A 15,930-nucleotide genomic window follows, 5' to 3' on the forward strand; every position below is an offset into this window, starting at 1 on the left:
ATTGCTACTCCCTGCTTGCCGGATCACTCTGGCCTTGCGCCCTCGAAGGCGCGTTGCAACAGGGCGCGGATCGCGGTTTTTTCAACTGGCCGCGGGCACCAGTAAGGATTGGCGGTCGCAAGCTCGGCCATAGCGTCGAGATGTTCCTCGCCAACACCGAGTGCTGCAAGGCTTGCCGGCGCGCCGAGCCGGGCGGCAAAATCGTAAAGACCCGTCCCTGCCCTGCCACCGACAAGTGCGGCCAGCGGCGCAAGCTGATCCGGCACCGCCTGTTCCACATAAGCGATGGTATGCGGCAGAAGCACCGCATGGGTTTCCGCATGCGGCAAATCCAGACTGCCGCCCAGCGTATGACAAAGCTTGTGATGCAGCGACATGCCAACAGCGCCAAGCACCGTGCCACACAGCCACGCGCCGTAAAGTGCCGTTTCGCGCGCCTTGGTATCTTGCGGCGCCATCCTCACACCGGGAAGCGCCTCGATCATCGCACGCAACCCTTCCACCGCCATCATACTGGCGATGGGATTGCGATCCCGAGCATAAAGCGCCTCTGCCGCATGGGCCATGGCGTTTAGCCCGCTGGTCATGCTGATGCCAACAGGTAATCCAAGTGTCAGCTCGGCATCGTAAATCACCACTTCCGGCAGGATTTCCGGACCGCGCAGGGTGGTCTTCACGCCATTTTCCGTTTGGCCAAGAATGGGCGTCACCTCAGAGCCGGCATAGGTCGTTGGAATGACGATCTGGGGCGCATCGGTGCGCAAGGCAATGGCCTTGCCAAGACCGGTGGTAGAGCCGCCGCCGAGCGATACGACGCAATCGGCACCGGCAGCGCGATAGGCCTCGACCGCCCTTTTCGTCACCTCGACCGGCGTGTGCATGGCCGCATCGGAAAAAACACCGGCAGCCAATGGGCCAAGCCGGGCTGCCAAAGCCTCCGCATCGCCCTTCTGGTGGGGTGTGGAAAGCACCAACGCCCGTGACAGCCCGAGGCGACGGATTTCCTCCGCCACCCCCACGGAGCTACCCGTGCCAAAGACGATGCGGGCCGGGGCCATCGTATAGACGAACGGCTGCATGGATCAGGCTCCGTCGAGCTTGAACAGGCGGCGCGCATTGGTGCGGCCGATCTTTACCCGGTCGGCCTCGGCAATGCTCGTCGCATTGAACCAGTCGGAGGCGTGATCGATGTTCTCGAAGGGCCAGTCGGTGGAGAACAGGATGCGGTCGGCACCGATTTCCAGAATGGCATCGATCAGGGTCTGGGTGCGGAAATTGCCAGAGGTGGTGATGTGGAAATTCTCGTTGAAATAATCCATGAAACGGCGCTTGGCCGGATAGCGCGGCGGCAGTTTCACCCAGGCATTGCGGTGGTCGATGCGCCACATCATGTAGGGCAGGCCCTCGCCCATATGGCCAAGAATGATGTTGAGGCGCGGATGCTCGTCGAACAGGCCTGATGCCATGAGGCGCAGCGCGTGAACCGCCGTTTCCTGCGCAAACGCCCAGGTGGGGCCAAGCAGCCAGGGGTGGCCGTCATAGATGCGGGAATCCTGCGGTAGCGGATTGCGCGGATGCAGATAGAAAGGCACATCAAGCTTTTCCACCTCGCCCCAGAATGGACGATATTGCGGCAGGTCGTAATAAAGCGGTGTCTGGCCATCGCCCTCCTGGCTGAAGCCGTTGACGAGCGCGCCGACGAAACCGAGGTCGTTGACGCAACGCTGAAGCTCCTCGGTCGCCGCATCCGGGTCCTGCAACGGCAGGGCTGCGAAGGCGAGGAAGCGGTCCGGCCGCTTGGCGCATTCTTCAGCCAGGACGTCATTGGCGCGGCGCGCAATCTCGATCGCCTTCTTCTTGTCGGGAATAGCCTGCACCGCCGGCGCATTCAACGACAGGATCATGGTTTCGATGCCATGCGCATCCATCAGCTTCAGGCGCGTATCCTGAATGTCGAGCAGGCGATGCTGCAGTTCCTTCCAGTAATCACCGGGCACGAACCCGGCCGAATCCTGAAGTGTTTCCGGGATTGCGAAATGCTCTTCGAGAGCGACCTTGCCTTGCATGTTATTTCCTCCGAAAATCGCTGTTCAGTTGCCGCCACGTGTGCGGTCAATATTGGCCCTTGGGTTCCAGGCCGAGCATGCTCTGGCCGATCATGGTGCCCACGGCATCCCAGTTCATGCTGATATGGCGGCCCACCGCGTTCGCATCCCGCCAGGCCCGCTGGACCGGATTGGAAAGATCAAGCCCGACACCGCCGGTGGAATCGTTGAGTGCCTGCACTGCGCGCAGCGCCAGAGAGACCGAAAAGGACTGGCCGCGACGGCTCAATAGCCGGTCGTCCACCGAAAATTCCGCCCGCCCTTCAAGCCTTGCCTGTGAGAGTGCCTGAGCCCTCGCAACGTCGCGCAACAGGATTTCACAAGCGGCATCCACGCTCGCAGCGGCTTCCGCGACACGCAGCTGGATGGTTGGAAATTCCGCCATGCGGTTATTGCCGCCCGCCACCGCACCGCGGGTCACCCGGCCACCCACATGATCGACATAGGCTGCCAGGGCACCCTTGGCTGCGCCGACGCCAGTCGAGGCGAGACAGGAAGGAATGCCGGTCAGAAGCGGCATGTTGAAGAGACCTTCCTGCGCATAAAACCGCCCGCCCGGCGTGTGGCCGCTGGTCGCGTCCGGAAAGGTCAGAACCCGATGTTTGGGAACAAAGACATCATCGAGAACCAGCGTCTTGGAACCCGTGCCGGCAAGCCCGACCACATGCCACGTGTCTTCAATGGCATATTGGCTCGCAGGCACGAGAAGGAAGGCCGGAACCGGCCTGCCTTCGCCCTGCGGCGGCAGGATGGCGGCGCAGAGAGACCATTGGGCATTCTCGCAGCCCGAGGCAAAGGCCCATTTGCCGCTCAGGCGGTAACCGCCGTCAGCGGCCTCCGCCATCTTTACCGGCGCATAGGAACCACACAGAAGCGCGTCAGGGTTTTCGCCCCAGACATCCGCCTGCGCCTCCTCTGGAAACATCGCCAGCAGCCATTGATGGGCGGAAAGCAGGCCGGCAACCCAGCCTGTCGACGCGCAGGCCGCCGAAAGCTCGATATTGGCTTCGACAAGCTCGGCAAATTCACCGCCCTGCCCGCCGAAAGCCCGCGGTTTGACGACATCGAAATAGCCGATGCCGCGCAGCGCCGCGATATGACTGGCGGGAACGCGGCGCGCCTCCTCTGTTTGTCGGGCGCTGGAGCGGAAAAGATCCGCTACACCGGCAACGCGACCGACGAGGCGGACATGCGGGTTCGTTTGCGCCGGCTGCGGCGCATGGCTCATATCGTTCATGATTGTCTCCTCCGAGAATAGTCTAGCCGGGAAATATCAGGCGGACAGGCCTGCCGGGCTTGCGGCGCAATATTGGGCATTTTCGTAAAGCAGCGGTCGTGTCGTCTCGCTTACATCGGCCGACACCACCTGTCCGATAAACACCGTATGCGTTCCATATGGCATTGCCGCGACACGGCGGCAGGCGATGGCGGCATGGGCCGTGGGCAGATAAAGAACACCGTTGTCATGACGCTGCCACTCGCCGTTGCGGAAACGCTCCTCCGGCGAAACCTTGCCGCTGAAAGCATCAGACAAGGCAATCTGGTCCTGCGTCAGTACATTCACGATGAAATCGGGCCGGCAGAGCAGCAATTCGTGCAGAAACGTGCGGTTGTTCAGGCAAACCAGAAGAGAGGGCGGCTCCATCGAAACCGAGGTGACGGCGGTAACCGTCATGCCGTGATCGCGCTGATCACCCGTGGCACAGGCAGTGATGACCGTCACGGTCGCCGGAAAACGGCGCATCGTCGTGCGGAAATTCTGGCCGACGCCTTCAGGCGCAAGATTGTTCAGGCCAAACAGTGCTGATGTCATAAGATCCTCCCAAATCCTGCTTTCTTAAATATTTTCATTTGCAACATTTGTCAATGCAAATGTTTTATGGCGGGGGAAGCTGCGATATGGCCTCGCCGTCCCCGGTCTTCTGGAGCGAAACTATTGAAACTGATAGATTATGCCGGTACAGCCGATGGGTGCGCCACGTCATCCGCGCACGTGTTTCTCAAAACGGGGTTTTGCTTGTGTCTTATCAGTTCACTGACTCGGTACCCTACCTGCTCAACTGGGTAGGTGTTCGGCTTGGAGAGCGCTTCTCCCTGAGGCTGGCATCCTATGACATCACCCTGCCGATGTATCGTGTGCTGGCAACGCTGAGACAACAGGAAAGCAAAACGCTGACCGAGCTTTCAGACCTCGTGTCGGTGGAGATTTCCACGCTCTCCCGGCTTGTTGGCTTGCTCGTCAGACGCAACCTCGTCAGCCGCGAGCGACCGGTCGACAATGCGCGGATCGTGCGCATCACGCTGACGCCAAAGGGTGAAGAACTTGCCGAGGAACTGATGCCCATCGCCGCCATGTTCGAAAAGACCGCGATCGAAGGCCTTGACCCGGCCGAAGTGAAACTTTTCAAAAGCATCCTGCGCCACATCGGCCGCAATATTGCCGGTCTCTGATCCCCCAAGGATCCGCTGACCCGTCACGACCTTCGCGTGCAATGTCCTTGTAATGGCTGGTTCCTATCCCTGTGGCAACTCACCACAGCGGAGGAAAATTGCCCATGTCCGAGAGATTGTCACCCGCCTACCTGACAACGCTCGCCCTTGTCACAGCATCGATCCTGGTTTCGGCCTGCGCCTCGACAGTCATGAAAAGCTACATCGGCGCACCCATCACCAGCGTGATGCTGGACTATGGGCCGCCGGACAATATCTATAGCCTTGGCGGTGGACAGCAGGCCTACCAGTGGCGGAAGAACAAGACACAGGCTGTCGCCGGATCATCGAGTGGCGAAGTCCGGACAACACGGCGCGGAGAGCGTTACGAAGTGTCCGAGACGCCGGGTTATGTCGAGCGCATAGACTGCTTCTATACTTTCTACACACGCAATTCCGGCGGCGAATGGTATGTAACGAGCTTCCGGCAACCGGCGCTCGAATGCGAGTGATCGTTTCCGGATTTCAAACTCCGCCCTCCCAGATTTTTGACCGCCGCTTTGATGCTCGAAGCGGCGGTTTTCGTTGGAACGTTCTCCCTGGGATTTCTCATCGGATGGGCCGGTCAGAAGCGGTAGTTCAGGCCAGCCTTGATGACGTGATCATTTAGATCGGTCTTCGACCTGCCGCTCGCCAAACTTGGCCGACAGGCCGCCGCCGAAGCCGGGGAAACGTACCTGATCGCTTAAAATCCCGTCAGCTAGACAGTGTCAGCCGCAGCATCTTTAGAAGCCACCGAGCGAATTTCCAGCCGGACGCAAAAACCGGGATTGAGGTCGAGGAAGACAACGCGTCCGCAATGAATCTCTGCCGCCTTCTGGACCAGATTCAAACCGAGGCCTGCTCCTGGCGAGTTCGTATTGACGCGGTGAAACGGCTCGAATACCTGCTCGCGCTCCGAGACGGGGATGCCAGGGCCTTCATCGCAAACGTCAATGAAGCCCGCAACACCGACCCGGATCGTGATAGCACCCTTGCCGCCGCCATGATCGATTGCGTTGCGAACGAGATTGACGACCGCCATCTCGATGATCGAAGTCTGGACCGTGAACATGGCCTCTCCTTCACTTGGCTCGAAATCGAACTCGTAACCGGCATCCATCGCAATCGGCGCGAGATCGGTCGCGATGCGCTCGACAAGGATGTTCAGGTCCTGCCGCTCGGCGGGTAATTCCACCACGCCGACTGCCTGCATCTCCAGCAACTGGTGCGCAACGCGTGTGAGGCGATCGATATCGGCCAGGAGTTGTCGGCTCAGCGCGTCATCGGGCAAAAGATCGGCCCTGATCCGCGCGATTGCAATCGGCGTTCTCAACTCATGCGCGGCATCGGCAAGAAAGCGGTTACGGCGATTATATCCCTCATCCAGCTTGGAAAGCGCGACGTTGAAGGCATTTACCAGGGGAATGATTTCGCTGGGCACCTTGGAACGATTGATACGGGCAGACCGGTTCTCGAAATTGATGGATTGCGCCTGGCTGACCGTTTCCATCAGGCCGCCAAGTGAACGGCCGACCGCCCTCGGGGTCACGATCAATGTCGCGATACCAGTCAGGATCAGCATGGGCACGACGGCGATAAGAATGACGAAGCCCACACCCGGCAAGACTGTAAGCCAGCGGATCTCGCCGTTGGCATCTTTTTCCAGATCTAACTGCATACTGATCCATAGGCTGAGGCCGTCATTCGGGACACCTCTCTCCGTACCGGCAATGAATTGCAGCCGCCCGGCAGGCGTATTACGGTTTTCCATGGTGGCCCGGACTGTTTCCCCCGCTTCCAGACGCGCCCTTTCGATGCTTGACGGAAAAACTGCCGCCAAAGCCGGTACTGGGATTTCTCCATATCGCAGGACGATTTCATCGGCGTCCCGCACCAAGAACCAAAGATTCGGATAGCGCTGTTTCAGCTCGAGCAATCCGGGCGTGGGCAAAACTTGCGCCCGGCCCTGCCCATCCTTTGTCACGCTTTCCGCAACGATGCGGACAGCCTCTTCATTGGCGCCCTCCAGCCGTGGATCGATGATCCAGATCCAGCCGACGAGGAGGATGACAAACAGAACGAGCAAAAACGCCTGCAAGGCGAAAAGACGCTTCATCAGCGCCCACCGCAGGGATCGGTTGCGCTCCTGCTTCATGTATTCGCCCGGATGAGATAGCCGATGTTTCGCACGGCTCTTATCTCGACCGTGGCTTCGGCCTGCGCGAGCTTCTTCCTGATGCGGGAGATATGGGCGTCGAGAGCGTTGGATTCGATCTCATCATCCAGGTTGTAAACCGCTTCGACCAGATTGGAACGCGTCACGATGCGGTTCGGGCGTCGCATCAGAGCCTCGAGCGCCAGATATTCCCGCCGCCGAAACTCGATGATGGCACCGGCAACCGTGACTTCATTGCTCTTCGGATCAATGCTCAGATTTCCGAAGCTCACATATTGGCTGGAGAGCGAAGGGCCGCGCCTGTGCAGCGCCCGAAGGCGGGCAAGCAATTCCTCGATCGCAAAGGGCTTGGCGAGGTAATCATCCGCTCCGGCGTCAAGACCGTCAACGCGGTGATCGACACTTCCGAGCGCCGTCAGAACGAGGATCGGCACCGAATGCCTGGCTTTGCGAAGCGAAGACACAAGGTTCAACCCTTCACCATCCGGAAGGCGACGATCCAGAACCAGCACATCGTAAGACCCGTCACGCGCCAGCGCGTCGGCATCGGCAATCGTCCTTACATGATCCGCAAGCACATCACGCCGTCGCAGGGCTTCGAGCAGGGCCCGCGCCATTTCCGGTTCATCCTCGAGAAGCAGGATTCGCAATGACTTTTCCCCAAAGGTGAGCTTTTGCCGTCCTCACCACTGGTTGGTGAATGTTACAGCTACATTGCAGGCAAGGAGCCGGACTATCCTTCTCTCACCGTTCTGCCAGACGCAAATCGACCGTCACACCTTGGATGCCTTATCCAGGCCTGTACCCATGTCTTGCATAAAACCGGTCAAGCTCGCGCTGCTGCGGCACCTCACCGGTGTAGATCGCAATATAGTCCGGGATCCTTTTCATGCGCACAGCCATATCTTCCTCCGACTGCATGGAGATATAGCCGATCTGCACGAGATAGGTGGTGCGGGCACGCACATCCGCCATATTTTCGGAATGGCCAAAACGCATGAACATGCGCGAAAGCGCATCCATTCTCGTCTGATCGGCCTTACGCACCTCGGCAAGAATATCATCGGACTGAAGAGCCCAACTGCGAACCGCAAATTCGAACCTGTTGTCGAAGAGGCCAGCATCCAGCCAGCAATCGAAGACATTCAGCATCGCTTCGGCCAGGGTCTCCGCATAGGCCTCCGACTGCCTGACGATGCTGCCGGTATTCTTTTCGCGCCAGCGGGAGACGAGTGCGGCCAGCAACTCCTCCCGATCCCGGAAGAACCAGTAGAAACTCGTGCGCGACAGACCGAGTTTTTTCGCCAACGGCAGGATTTTCACGGAATCCACGCCGGATTCGAGAAGTGCCTGGTAGGCGGCCTCAAGCCAGCCCTCCTGCGATCCGCGCCAACCGGTCTCGTTCAATGTCGCTTCCATGATGATTTCCTAGCAAATCGGTCTGGTCGCGACAAGGCGAATGTCCACTCATGTCGAATGCATAAACACAAGTGTTTTATTAATTGACACTTATGTACATTCCCGCTTAGCCTTCTCCCATAAACGTTCTCGGAGCACGGTCGCCATGTCGAATGACCCCCTTCTTCAGCCCTACCAGCTAAAGCATCTCACCCTGCGAAACCGCATCATCGTTACCTCGCATGAACCCGCCTATCCGGAGGACGGCATGCCGAAAGGGCGCTACCGCGCCTATACGCTCGAGCGGGCAAAGGGCGGCGTCGCCATGACGATGACGGCAGGCTCCGCAGCCGTCTCGAAAGACAGCCCGCCCGTCTTCAACAACCTCTTGGCCTACAAGGATGAAATCGTTCCGTGGATCAGGGAAATGACCGACGCCGTGCATGAAGAGGGTGCAGCGATCATGATCCAGCTGACGCATCTCGGCCGCCGCACGCGCTGGGACAAGGGCGACTGGCTGCCGGTGCTGGCACCATCCCACCAGCGGGAGGCCGCGCATCGCGCTTTCCCGAAGAAGATCGAGGATTGGGATATCGAGCGCATCATCAAGGACTTCGCCGACGCTGCGGAACGCATGAAGGCGGGCGGCATGGACGGGGTGGAGCTTGAAGCCTATGGCCATCTCATCGACCAGTTCGTCTCGCCGCTGACCAACGAGCTGGATGGCCCCTATGGCGGCTCGCTGGACAACCGCATGCGTTTCTGTTTCGACGTCTTCAGGGCGATGCGCGAACGTGTCGGCGACGATTTCATCCTCGGGGTTCGCTATACCGCCGACGAATGTCTTGAAGGCGGCACCGGAAAGGCGGAAGGCCTCGAAATCTCGCGCCGGTTGCGGGATAGCGGCCTGATCGACTATCTCAACGTTATCAGGGGCCATATCGACACCGATCCCGGCCTGACCGACGTCATTCCCATTCAAGGCATGGCGAACGCGCCGCATCTGGACTTCGCAGGCGAAATCCGCGCGGCAACCAGTTTCCCCACCTTCCACGCCGCCAAGATCCAGGATGTCGCCACCGCCAGATACGCCATCGCTTCCGGCAAGGTCGATATGGTCGGCATGACCCGCGCTCACATGACGGACCCGCATATTGTGCGCAAGATCATGGAAAAGCGGGAGGACGATATCAGGCCTTGCGTTGGTGCCAACTACTGTCTCGACCGCATCTATCAGGGCGGCCTCGCATTCTGCATTCACAATCCGGCGACAGGCCGCGAAGAAACGATGCCGCACGAGATTACCAAGGCGACGGAAAGCCTGAAGGTCGTGATCGTCGGCGCCGGTCCGGCCGGGCTTGAGGCCGCGCGTGTCTGTGCCGAACGCGGCCATGAGGTCGTCGTCTTCGAGGCCGCAAACGATCCGGGCGGCCAGATCCGCCTGACCGCGCAAAGCGAACGCCGCCGCGAAATGATCAGCATTATCGACTGGCGCATGAGCCAGTGCGAAAGGCTCGGCGTTACCTTTCAATTCAACAGCTGGGCGGAAGCGGACACGGTTCTCTCGGAAAGCCCAGATGTCGTCATCATCGCCACCGGCGGATTGCCGCATACCGATGTGCTTTCAAACGGCAATGATCTGGTCGTTTCCTCGTGGGATATCATTTCCGGCGACGTCAAGCCGGGAACGAATGTGCTGGTTTTCGACGATGCCGGCGACCATGCGGGCTTGCAGGCAGCAGAATTTCTCGCAAAGGCGGGCGCTAAAGTGGAGATCATGACCCCGGATCGCGCCTTCGCGCCCGAAGTCATGGCGATGAACCTGGTTCCTTACATGCGCTCACTGCAAAAACTCGACGTCACCTTCACCGTCACCTATCGGCTGCAAGCGGCGGAACGAAACGGCAATCAGCTCGTCGCCCACGTCGGCAGCGATTATGGCGGCGTGACGAAATCAAGGACCGTGGACCAGATCGTCGTCAATCACGGCACGGTGCCGCTGGACGATCTCTATTTCGTCCTCAAGCCCGGCTCTAGGAACCTCGGCGAAATATCCTACGACGCCTTGCTGGTGGGCTCCGCCCAAACCGTCGAACGCAACCCTGGCGGTGCCTACCGGCTCTTCCGCATCGGCGACGCGGTCGCCGCACGCAATACACATGCGGCGATCTACGATGCGCTGCGTCTCGCAAAGGACATTTGAGAGGGCCGCCGCGATACGCTTTGAAACTCAGGCCTGGATCAAGGCAATGCCACGGTTCTTGAACCCGAGTGTGACATCGCTTTCGGGCGGCAGACTGGTCTCGACCGCATGGTCGATGATGAAGAGCGTGCCGATATCGGTCTCGACTTCATATTCGACGTGACCGCCGAGATAGGCACTGTGCAGCACCCGCCCGGCAAGTCCCTGCCCGCCCGATTGGGCGATGGAAACCGAACCCGGACGAACCGCAAGCTTTGCCGGGCCAGGTTTGGCGTTGCGTGCCGCAACACGGTGATCGATCCCCCCAACGCGGATCAACGCATCGGCGCCCTCAAGGCTGACCACCTCGCAGCCGACGACATTCGCTTCGCCCATAAAGTCGGCGATGAAGGAAGAAGCCGGCGCCTCGTAGAGTTCCCGCGGCGCGCCTGACTGGGCGATCTCGCCCTCCTTCATCACGATGATCCGGTCGGAAACGGCCAGCGCCTCGTCCTGATCATGCGTCACATAAACGGCGGTAAAACCAAGCCGCTGCTGCAATTCCCGGATTTCGGTACGAACCCGGCGGCGAAGACGCGCATCGAGGTTGGAAAGGGGTTCATCGAGCAGCAGCACCTGCGGCTCCAGCACCAGAGCGCGGGCAACCGCCACGCGCTGCTGCTGACCACCGGAAAGCTCGGCAGGCAGACGATGTCCCATGCCGGCCAGCCCCACGAGCTTCAGACCTTCCTCGGCCTTCTCCCGTGCTTCCGCCTTGCGCAGTCCGGAGGATTGCAGGCCATAAGCGACATTGTCGAGCGCCGTCATATGCGGGAAAAGCGCGTAGGACTGGAAAACCATCGAGACATCGCGCTCATTGGCCGGCAGCATGGTCACATCCTTGTCGCCGATTAGAATGCGACCGGCCGTCGGATGTTCGAGCCCCGCCAGCATGCGCAGCGTCGTCGTCTTGCCGCAACCGGAGGGACCGAGAAGTGTCACCAGCGTGCCGGGTTCGATGGTGAGCGAAAGGTCGGGGATGGCGGTGAAGGCGCCAAATGTCTTGCGGACATTCTGAAAGGTGACGGAGCCGGGCTTTACGGAAATCATGCGGTTTTCTCCTGAGCGAGAGGAACGGAGGACGCGGACGGCAGTCCCGCGACGCGGTTTTCGCGGCGCAGGCGACGCTCGCCTACAATGAGCTGGAAGCCGGTGATAACAGTGATCATCACCACGATCAGCATGGAGGAATAGGCAATGGCCACACCGTATTCACCGTTTTCGACGAGACCGACGATGTAGGAGGTCGCCATGTTGTACTGGGCGCTGACGAGGAAGATGACGGCGCTGATCGAGGTAATCGCTCGGACGAAGGAGTAGACCAGAGCCGCCGTGATCGCCGGGCGCAGCAGTGGCAGGATCACTTTCCTGATCGTGCGGAAACTGTCGGCGCGCAGCGTCAGCGAGGCCTCATCGAGGCTTTTGTCGAGTTGGCTCATTGCCGCAATGCCGCCGCGCACGCCGACCGGCATGTTGCGGAAGACGAAGCAGGCGATCAGGATCAGCGCCGATCCCGTCATTTCCACCGGCGGAAGGTTGAAGGCCATGATGTAGCTGACGCCGATAACCGTTCCGGGAATGGCAAAGCTCATCATCAGGGCAAATTCGAAGATGTTCCGACCGGCAAACTTCTGCCGCACGATGATATAGGCCGTCAGCAGACCGACGGCAGCGGTCAGCGGCGCCGACACCAGCGCGATCTCCATGGTCGTCCAGAACGAGTTCCAGGCAACACCGGTCCAGGCGATCGAGCCGTTGGAGAAGCTGACGGAGAACGCGCGGATGTAGTGGTCGAGCGTCAGCGAATTGTCCAGACCCCAGGTCTTCACGAAACCGCCGACGAGGATCATGCCGTACACGACGATGGTGAAGACCATCCACGGCACGACGACGGCATGGACACCAATGGACAGGCCGCGTGGCAGCGCGATATGCGCGCCGCTGTCGCCCTTGCCGGTAACCGTGGCGAAGTTCTTGCCGGCCAGCCAGAAACGCTGGGCGAGGAAGGCCGAAAGCGTGAAGCACAGGAGGATAATGGCGAGAACAGCGGCGCGTGAAGGGTCGTTCTGCGAACCGACAACGGCAAAGAAGATTTCCGTCGACAGCACCCCATGCGTGCCACCAAGCACCAGCGGATTGCCGAAATCCGCCATGCTTTCGATGAAGCCGATGAGAAACGCATTGGCGAGACCCGGCTTCATCAGCGGCAGCGACACCCGCCAGAAGGTGCGCCAGCGGTCGGCGCGAAGCGTTTGCGACGCCTCCTCCATCGACGGGCTGACACCTTCGACGACACCGATCAGCACCAGGAAGGATATCGGCGTGAAGGAGAGAACCTGCGCGATCCATATGCCGGTCATGCCGTAGAGCCAGCGGCCGGGTTCGATGCCGAAGAGATAGGAAAGCCATTCAGTGACGACACCGGCGCGGCCGAAGAGCAGCGTCAGGGCAAGACCGATGACGAAAGGCGGCGTTATGATCGGCAGAACCGTCAGAAGGCGCAGGCCCTTCTTGAACGGAAAACGGGTGCGGGTGGCGACCAGCGCGAAACCCAACCCAAGCACCGTGGAGCCGAAGGCGGTCATCAAGGCGAGGAAGAGCGTTCGCCAGGCAACGCCGCAGCGCTCTTCACCCGTGACACAGCCAAGGCTCCAGATGCCAGGATCCTGAATATTGCGGATGAAGCCATCGGCATTAAAGGAGCCATCGAAATCCTGAACGGATGCGATCAGCATGCTGCCGATCGGATAGAACACGAAAACGGTAACGAGAAAGGCCAGAATGGAAATCGAGCCGACGACAAAGGCATCGCCCTTCATAACGCCGCGTTCGGCAAGCCCGAAGGCAAAGAAAAGCACAAAGACCAGCGACATGACGACGGCACCGGCGCCCATGGCGGGCTGGCCATCGGAAAGCACGCCGAACAGGTTTTCACTGACGCTCCATGTCCAGCCGGTAAAGCCGATCGCCAATCCCTGCAAAATCAGAACCACGAGACCGGCAGCACCAATCCACGCAAGCAGCTTGCCCCGCAGCATCGGATCGCCAATCGCGCGGACAAGGCATCCGGCAAGGAAAAACAGGCCGGCACCGGCAAGCCAGGGTTTTCCGTAAACCAATATTTGCAGCACACCGGGCGCATTGCTGGGGGAAGAGAGAAACTCAGACAGCCAGCGGAAGCTGAAGAAGCCGCCTTCAATGCGATACCAGGGAAGAAAAACCAGGGCAAAAGCCCCGAGCGCCAGGACAATGTTCAGCCTGCGATTGCCACGTGTCATGGCCGACCTCGCTTATTTCATGCCGATGAAAGAACGGCGGACATCCCGGCTTTCAAAAGCCGGGATGCCGATCGCCGGAGTTCAGATCAGTTTGCGACTGCACCGACCTCGCGGTCCCAGCGTTCCAGCAGCGCCTTGCGCTTGGCCGGGTCGCCATAGGTCTTGAAGTCGTAGTCGATGAGCTTGATGTCCTCGAACTTCGGTGCTTCCTTCGGCACTTCCGCGGTCTTGTTGGATGGAAGCTGGAAGGACTTGGCGTCCTTCATGCGTGACTGGACCTCTGGCTTCAGCGCCCAGTCATACCAGGTCTTGGCATTTTCGAGGTTGCGGGCACCCTTGATGATCGACATGGAGCCAATTTCGTAGCCGGTACCTTCGCAGGGCGCGATGGACTTGACGGGGAAACCTTCCGCTGTCTGCGCCACGGCATCATGCATGAAGACGATGCCGAGTGCCGTCTCGCCACGCGCTGCCGCCTTCACCGGCGCGGAGCCGGACTTGGTATATTGCGAGATGTTGGCGTTGAGCTTCTTCAGATAATCGATCGCCTGGTCTTCGCCCATGATCTGCACGAGCGAGGCAAGCGCCGTATAGGCTGTGCCCGAAGAGTTGGGATTGGCGATCTGGATTTCGCCCTTCAGTTCCGGTGCCAGCAGATCGGCCCAGCACTTCGGCTCCTTGTAACCCTTGGATTTGAAGATTTCGGTGTTGTAACCCCAGCCCAGCGCGCCGGCATAAACGCCGACGGTTCTGTAACCGGTGCTTTCCGCCTGTTTGACGGCCCAGTCCTGCAGCTGATCCAGCATCGGCGACTTGTATTCGAGCGTCAGGTTTTCGGAGGCCGCCTGCATGTGCGGATCGCCGGTGCCGGCCCACCAGATATCGGTTTTCGGGTTGCGGGCTTCCGCACGCACCTTGGCATAAGTTTCGCCGGAAGACAGGCGAACCATATTGACCTTGATGTCATGCGACTTTTCGAAATCGCCCTTCATCTGTTCGCAGATGACGACATCGGCAGAGCATATCAGGTTAAGCTCGCCTGCCGCCTGCACCGATGTGGTGCCGAGTGCCGTACCGGCAAAAAGCAATGTGGAAAGTATCGTCAGTCGCATGGTTATCCTCCTGTAGCTTGCGTCTGAATGGTTCGGCAGTCCACAAACATGGCGCTGCCGGTCGCGGCATCTTGTGCTGCCACGCTGTCTGTCTTTTCGGTTTTGGATTGCTGACCCCTACTGGGTCGGGTGAATTTCGTTGTCGAAGCGGCTTAACAATCGACTTCGCTCTTCGGGTTGGCCAAAGGTGGCGAAGTCGTAATCCACCATCTTGATCATCGATATATCGGGCGCCGTCAGCGGCAATGTCGCCCGGGCGTTGGATGGCACCTGGTTCTGCCCCGCCTTTGCCCCGGTCGCCTGTCCTTCCGGGGTCAGCGCGAATTCAACGAAGGCCTGCGCCAGCGCATCGTTGTGGTTGCCCTTGACGATGCTGACCGCACCGATCTCATAGCCGGTTCCCTCGCAAGGGGCGACGATCACCAGCGGAAAGCCTTCGATCTTCTGTGTCACGGCGTCATGCATGAAGGAAATCCCGATCAGAACCTCCCCCCGCGCCGCCGCCTTTACGGGCGCCGAGCCGACCTTGGTGTAACTCACCACATTCTGGTTAAGCTTGCCCATGAAACTGAAAGCCTCCTCCTCGCCAAAGAGCTGGACAAGCGTAGCAAGCATGGTGAAGGCCGTGCCCGAATAGTTCGGGTTGCCGGTCTGGATATGGCCGCGATAAATCTCCTTCGCCAGATCCTTCCAGCATGTCGGGGCCGGCAGATTGTTCTTGGCAAGCAGTTCCGAATTATAGGCAAAACCGAGCGCACCGGCATAGATTCCGGCCGATTTCGATCCCGACATCGCATTGAAATTCTGCGCCCATGGCAGCAGATCCTGCTGATGGGCGGGCTGATACTCTTCCAGAAGGCCTTCCGAACCCGCCTGCAAATGAGTGTCGCCGGTACCGCCCCACCAGACGTCGACAGTCGGGTGGGCGCGTTCGGCACGAATCTGATCGAGGATTTCGCCGGTGCTCTTGCGAACCATCGAAATCTCGACCCCCATCCGTGCTTCGAAAGCCCGCTGCATGGTCACGCACCAAGCCTCGTCGACGCCGCACAGGACGTTCAACTTCGTCGCGGCCATGCCATGCCCTGCGCCGCACAGCCATAAGGCCATGCTCGCCGCAAGTGCGGTCAATGCTCTCAAATGAGCC

General features: G+C 59.8%; 14 protein-coding genes. 3 read left to right on the plus strand and 11 right to left on the minus strand.

The genetic code is table 11. From position 1 onward, the window contains the following. Nucleotides 1-23: 23 nt before the first annotated feature. Genes graC through graD form a run of 4 tightly spaced genes read right to left on the minus strand, consistent with a single transcriptional unit; the run spans nucleotide 24 to nucleotide 3,918 of the window. Nucleotides 24-1,079 (minus strand): maleylacetate reductase, encoded by a 1,056-nt coding sequence (gene graC, locus T18_RS22190; RefSeq protein ID WP_038492159.1) that lies wholly within the window; start codon nucleotides 1,077-1,079, stop codon nucleotides 24-26. A 3-nt stretch (nucleotides 1,080-1,082) separates the two neighbouring features. Further along, entirely contained in the window at nucleotides 1,083-2,066 is a 984-nt protein-coding gene (gene tsdA / locus T18_RS22195) for a gamma-resorcylate decarboxylase (RefSeq protein ID WP_003514143.1), read from the minus strand. Between the two features lie 46 nt (nucleotides 2,067-2,112). Then, nucleotides 2,113-3,342, minus strand: a complete 1,230-nt coding sequence (gene graA, locus T18_RS22200) for an FADH(2)-dependent resorcinol hydroxylase oxygenase component (protein ID WP_038492162.1) — start codon at nucleotides 3,340-3,342, stop codon at nucleotides 2,113-2,115. Nucleotides 3,343-3,378: 36 nt separating this feature from the next. Then, entirely contained in the window at nucleotides 3,379-3,918 is a 540-nt protein-coding gene (gene graD, locus T18_RS22205) for an FADH(2)-dependent resorcinol hydroxylase reductase component (protein ID WP_003514147.1), read from the minus strand. A gap of 206 nt (nucleotides 3,919-4,124) precedes the next feature. Here graD and T18_RS22210 point away from each other — a divergent pair, with 206 nt between their 5' ends. Both T18_RS22210 and T18_RS22215 read left to right on the plus strand, forming a co-directional pair. Next, a complete protein-coding gene (locus T18_RS22210) occupies nucleotides 4,125-4,556 on the plus strand; it encodes a MarR family winged helix-turn-helix transcriptional regulator (protein ID WP_025594436.1) in 432 nt (143 codons plus the stop codon). Nucleotides 4,557-4,660: 104 nt separating this feature from the next. Next, the gene (locus T18_RS22215; RefSeq protein ID WP_038492164.1) at nucleotides 4,661-5,047 is read left to right on the plus strand and encodes a hypothetical protein; all 387 of its coding nucleotides are present in this window, start codon (nucleotides 4,661-4,663) and stop codon (nucleotides 5,045-5,047) included. Nucleotides 5,048-5,295: 248 nt separating this feature from the next. Here the strand turns inward: T18_RS22215 and T18_RS22220 are convergent, their stop codons facing one another. The 3 genes from T18_RS22220 to T18_RS22230 all read right to left on the minus strand — a co-directional run bounded on the left by T18_RS22220 (nucleotide 5,296) and on the right by T18_RS22230 (nucleotide 8,172). Further along, the gene (locus tag T18_RS22220; RefSeq protein WP_233284925.1) at nucleotides 5,296-6,693 is read right to left on the minus strand and encodes a sensor histidine kinase; all 1,398 of its coding nucleotides are present in this window, start codon (nucleotides 6,691-6,693) and stop codon (nucleotides 5,296-5,298) included. Between the two features lie 35 nt (nucleotides 6,694-6,728). Beyond that, nucleotides 6,729-7,403: a response regulator transcription factor gene (locus T18_RS22225; RefSeq protein WP_003514154.1), complete on the minus strand. Its 675-nt coding sequence runs from the start codon at nucleotides 7,401-7,403 to the stop codon at nucleotides 6,729-6,731. Between the two features lie 139 nt (nucleotides 7,404-7,542). Further along, complete coding sequence (locus tag T18_RS22230) at nucleotides 7,543-8,172, minus strand: TetR/AcrR family transcriptional regulator (RefSeq protein WP_013636802.1); 630 nt, start codon at nucleotides 8,170-8,172, stop codon at nucleotides 7,543-7,545. Nucleotides 8,173-8,317: 145 nt separating this feature from the next. Between T18_RS22230 and T18_RS22235 the strand changes: the two genes are divergently transcribed. After that, on the plus strand, nucleotides 8,318-10,354 hold the full coding sequence (locus T18_RS22235) for an NADH:flavin oxidoreductase (protein ID WP_038492173.1): 2,037 nt from the start codon (nucleotides 8,318-8,320) through the stop codon (nucleotides 10,352-10,354). Nucleotides 10,355-10,381: 27 nt separating this feature from the next. Here the strand turns inward: T18_RS22235 and T18_RS22240 are convergent, their stop codons facing one another. From T18_RS22240 to T18_RS22255, 4 genes are all read right to left on the minus strand, one after another. Beyond that, the gene (locus T18_RS22240; RefSeq protein WP_038492176.1) at nucleotides 10,382-11,443 is read right to left on the minus strand and encodes an ABC transporter ATP-binding protein; all 1,062 of its coding nucleotides are present in this window, start codon (nucleotides 11,441-11,443) and stop codon (nucleotides 10,382-10,384) included. Then, the gene (locus T18_RS22245) at nucleotides 11,440-13,671 is read right to left on the minus strand and encodes an ABC transporter permease (protein WP_038492179.1); all 2,232 of its coding nucleotides are present in this window, start codon (nucleotides 13,669-13,671) and stop codon (nucleotides 11,440-11,442) included. The genes T18_RS22240 and T18_RS22245 overlap by 4 nt, the downstream gene beginning before the upstream one ends. Before the next feature lie 86 nt (nucleotides 13,672-13,757). Next, nucleotides 13,758-14,783: an ABC transporter substrate-binding protein gene (locus T18_RS22250; RefSeq protein ID WP_003514162.1), complete on the minus strand. Its 1,026-nt coding sequence runs from the start codon at nucleotides 14,781-14,783 to the stop codon at nucleotides 13,758-13,760. A 117-nt stretch (nucleotides 14,784-14,900) separates the two neighbouring features. Further along, nucleotides 14,901-15,893, minus strand: coding sequence for an ABC transporter substrate-binding protein (locus T18_RS22255; protein WP_035251897.1), 993 nt, complete (start codon nucleotides 15,891-15,893; stop codon nucleotides 14,901-14,903). Nucleotides 15,894-15,930: the final 37 nt, after the last annotated feature.

It is taken from the genome of Rhizobium sp. TBD182, assembly GCF_001950375.1.
Lineage (GTDB): Bacteria > Pseudomonadota > Alphaproteobacteria > Rhizobiales > Rhizobiaceae > Agrobacterium > Agrobacterium tumefaciens.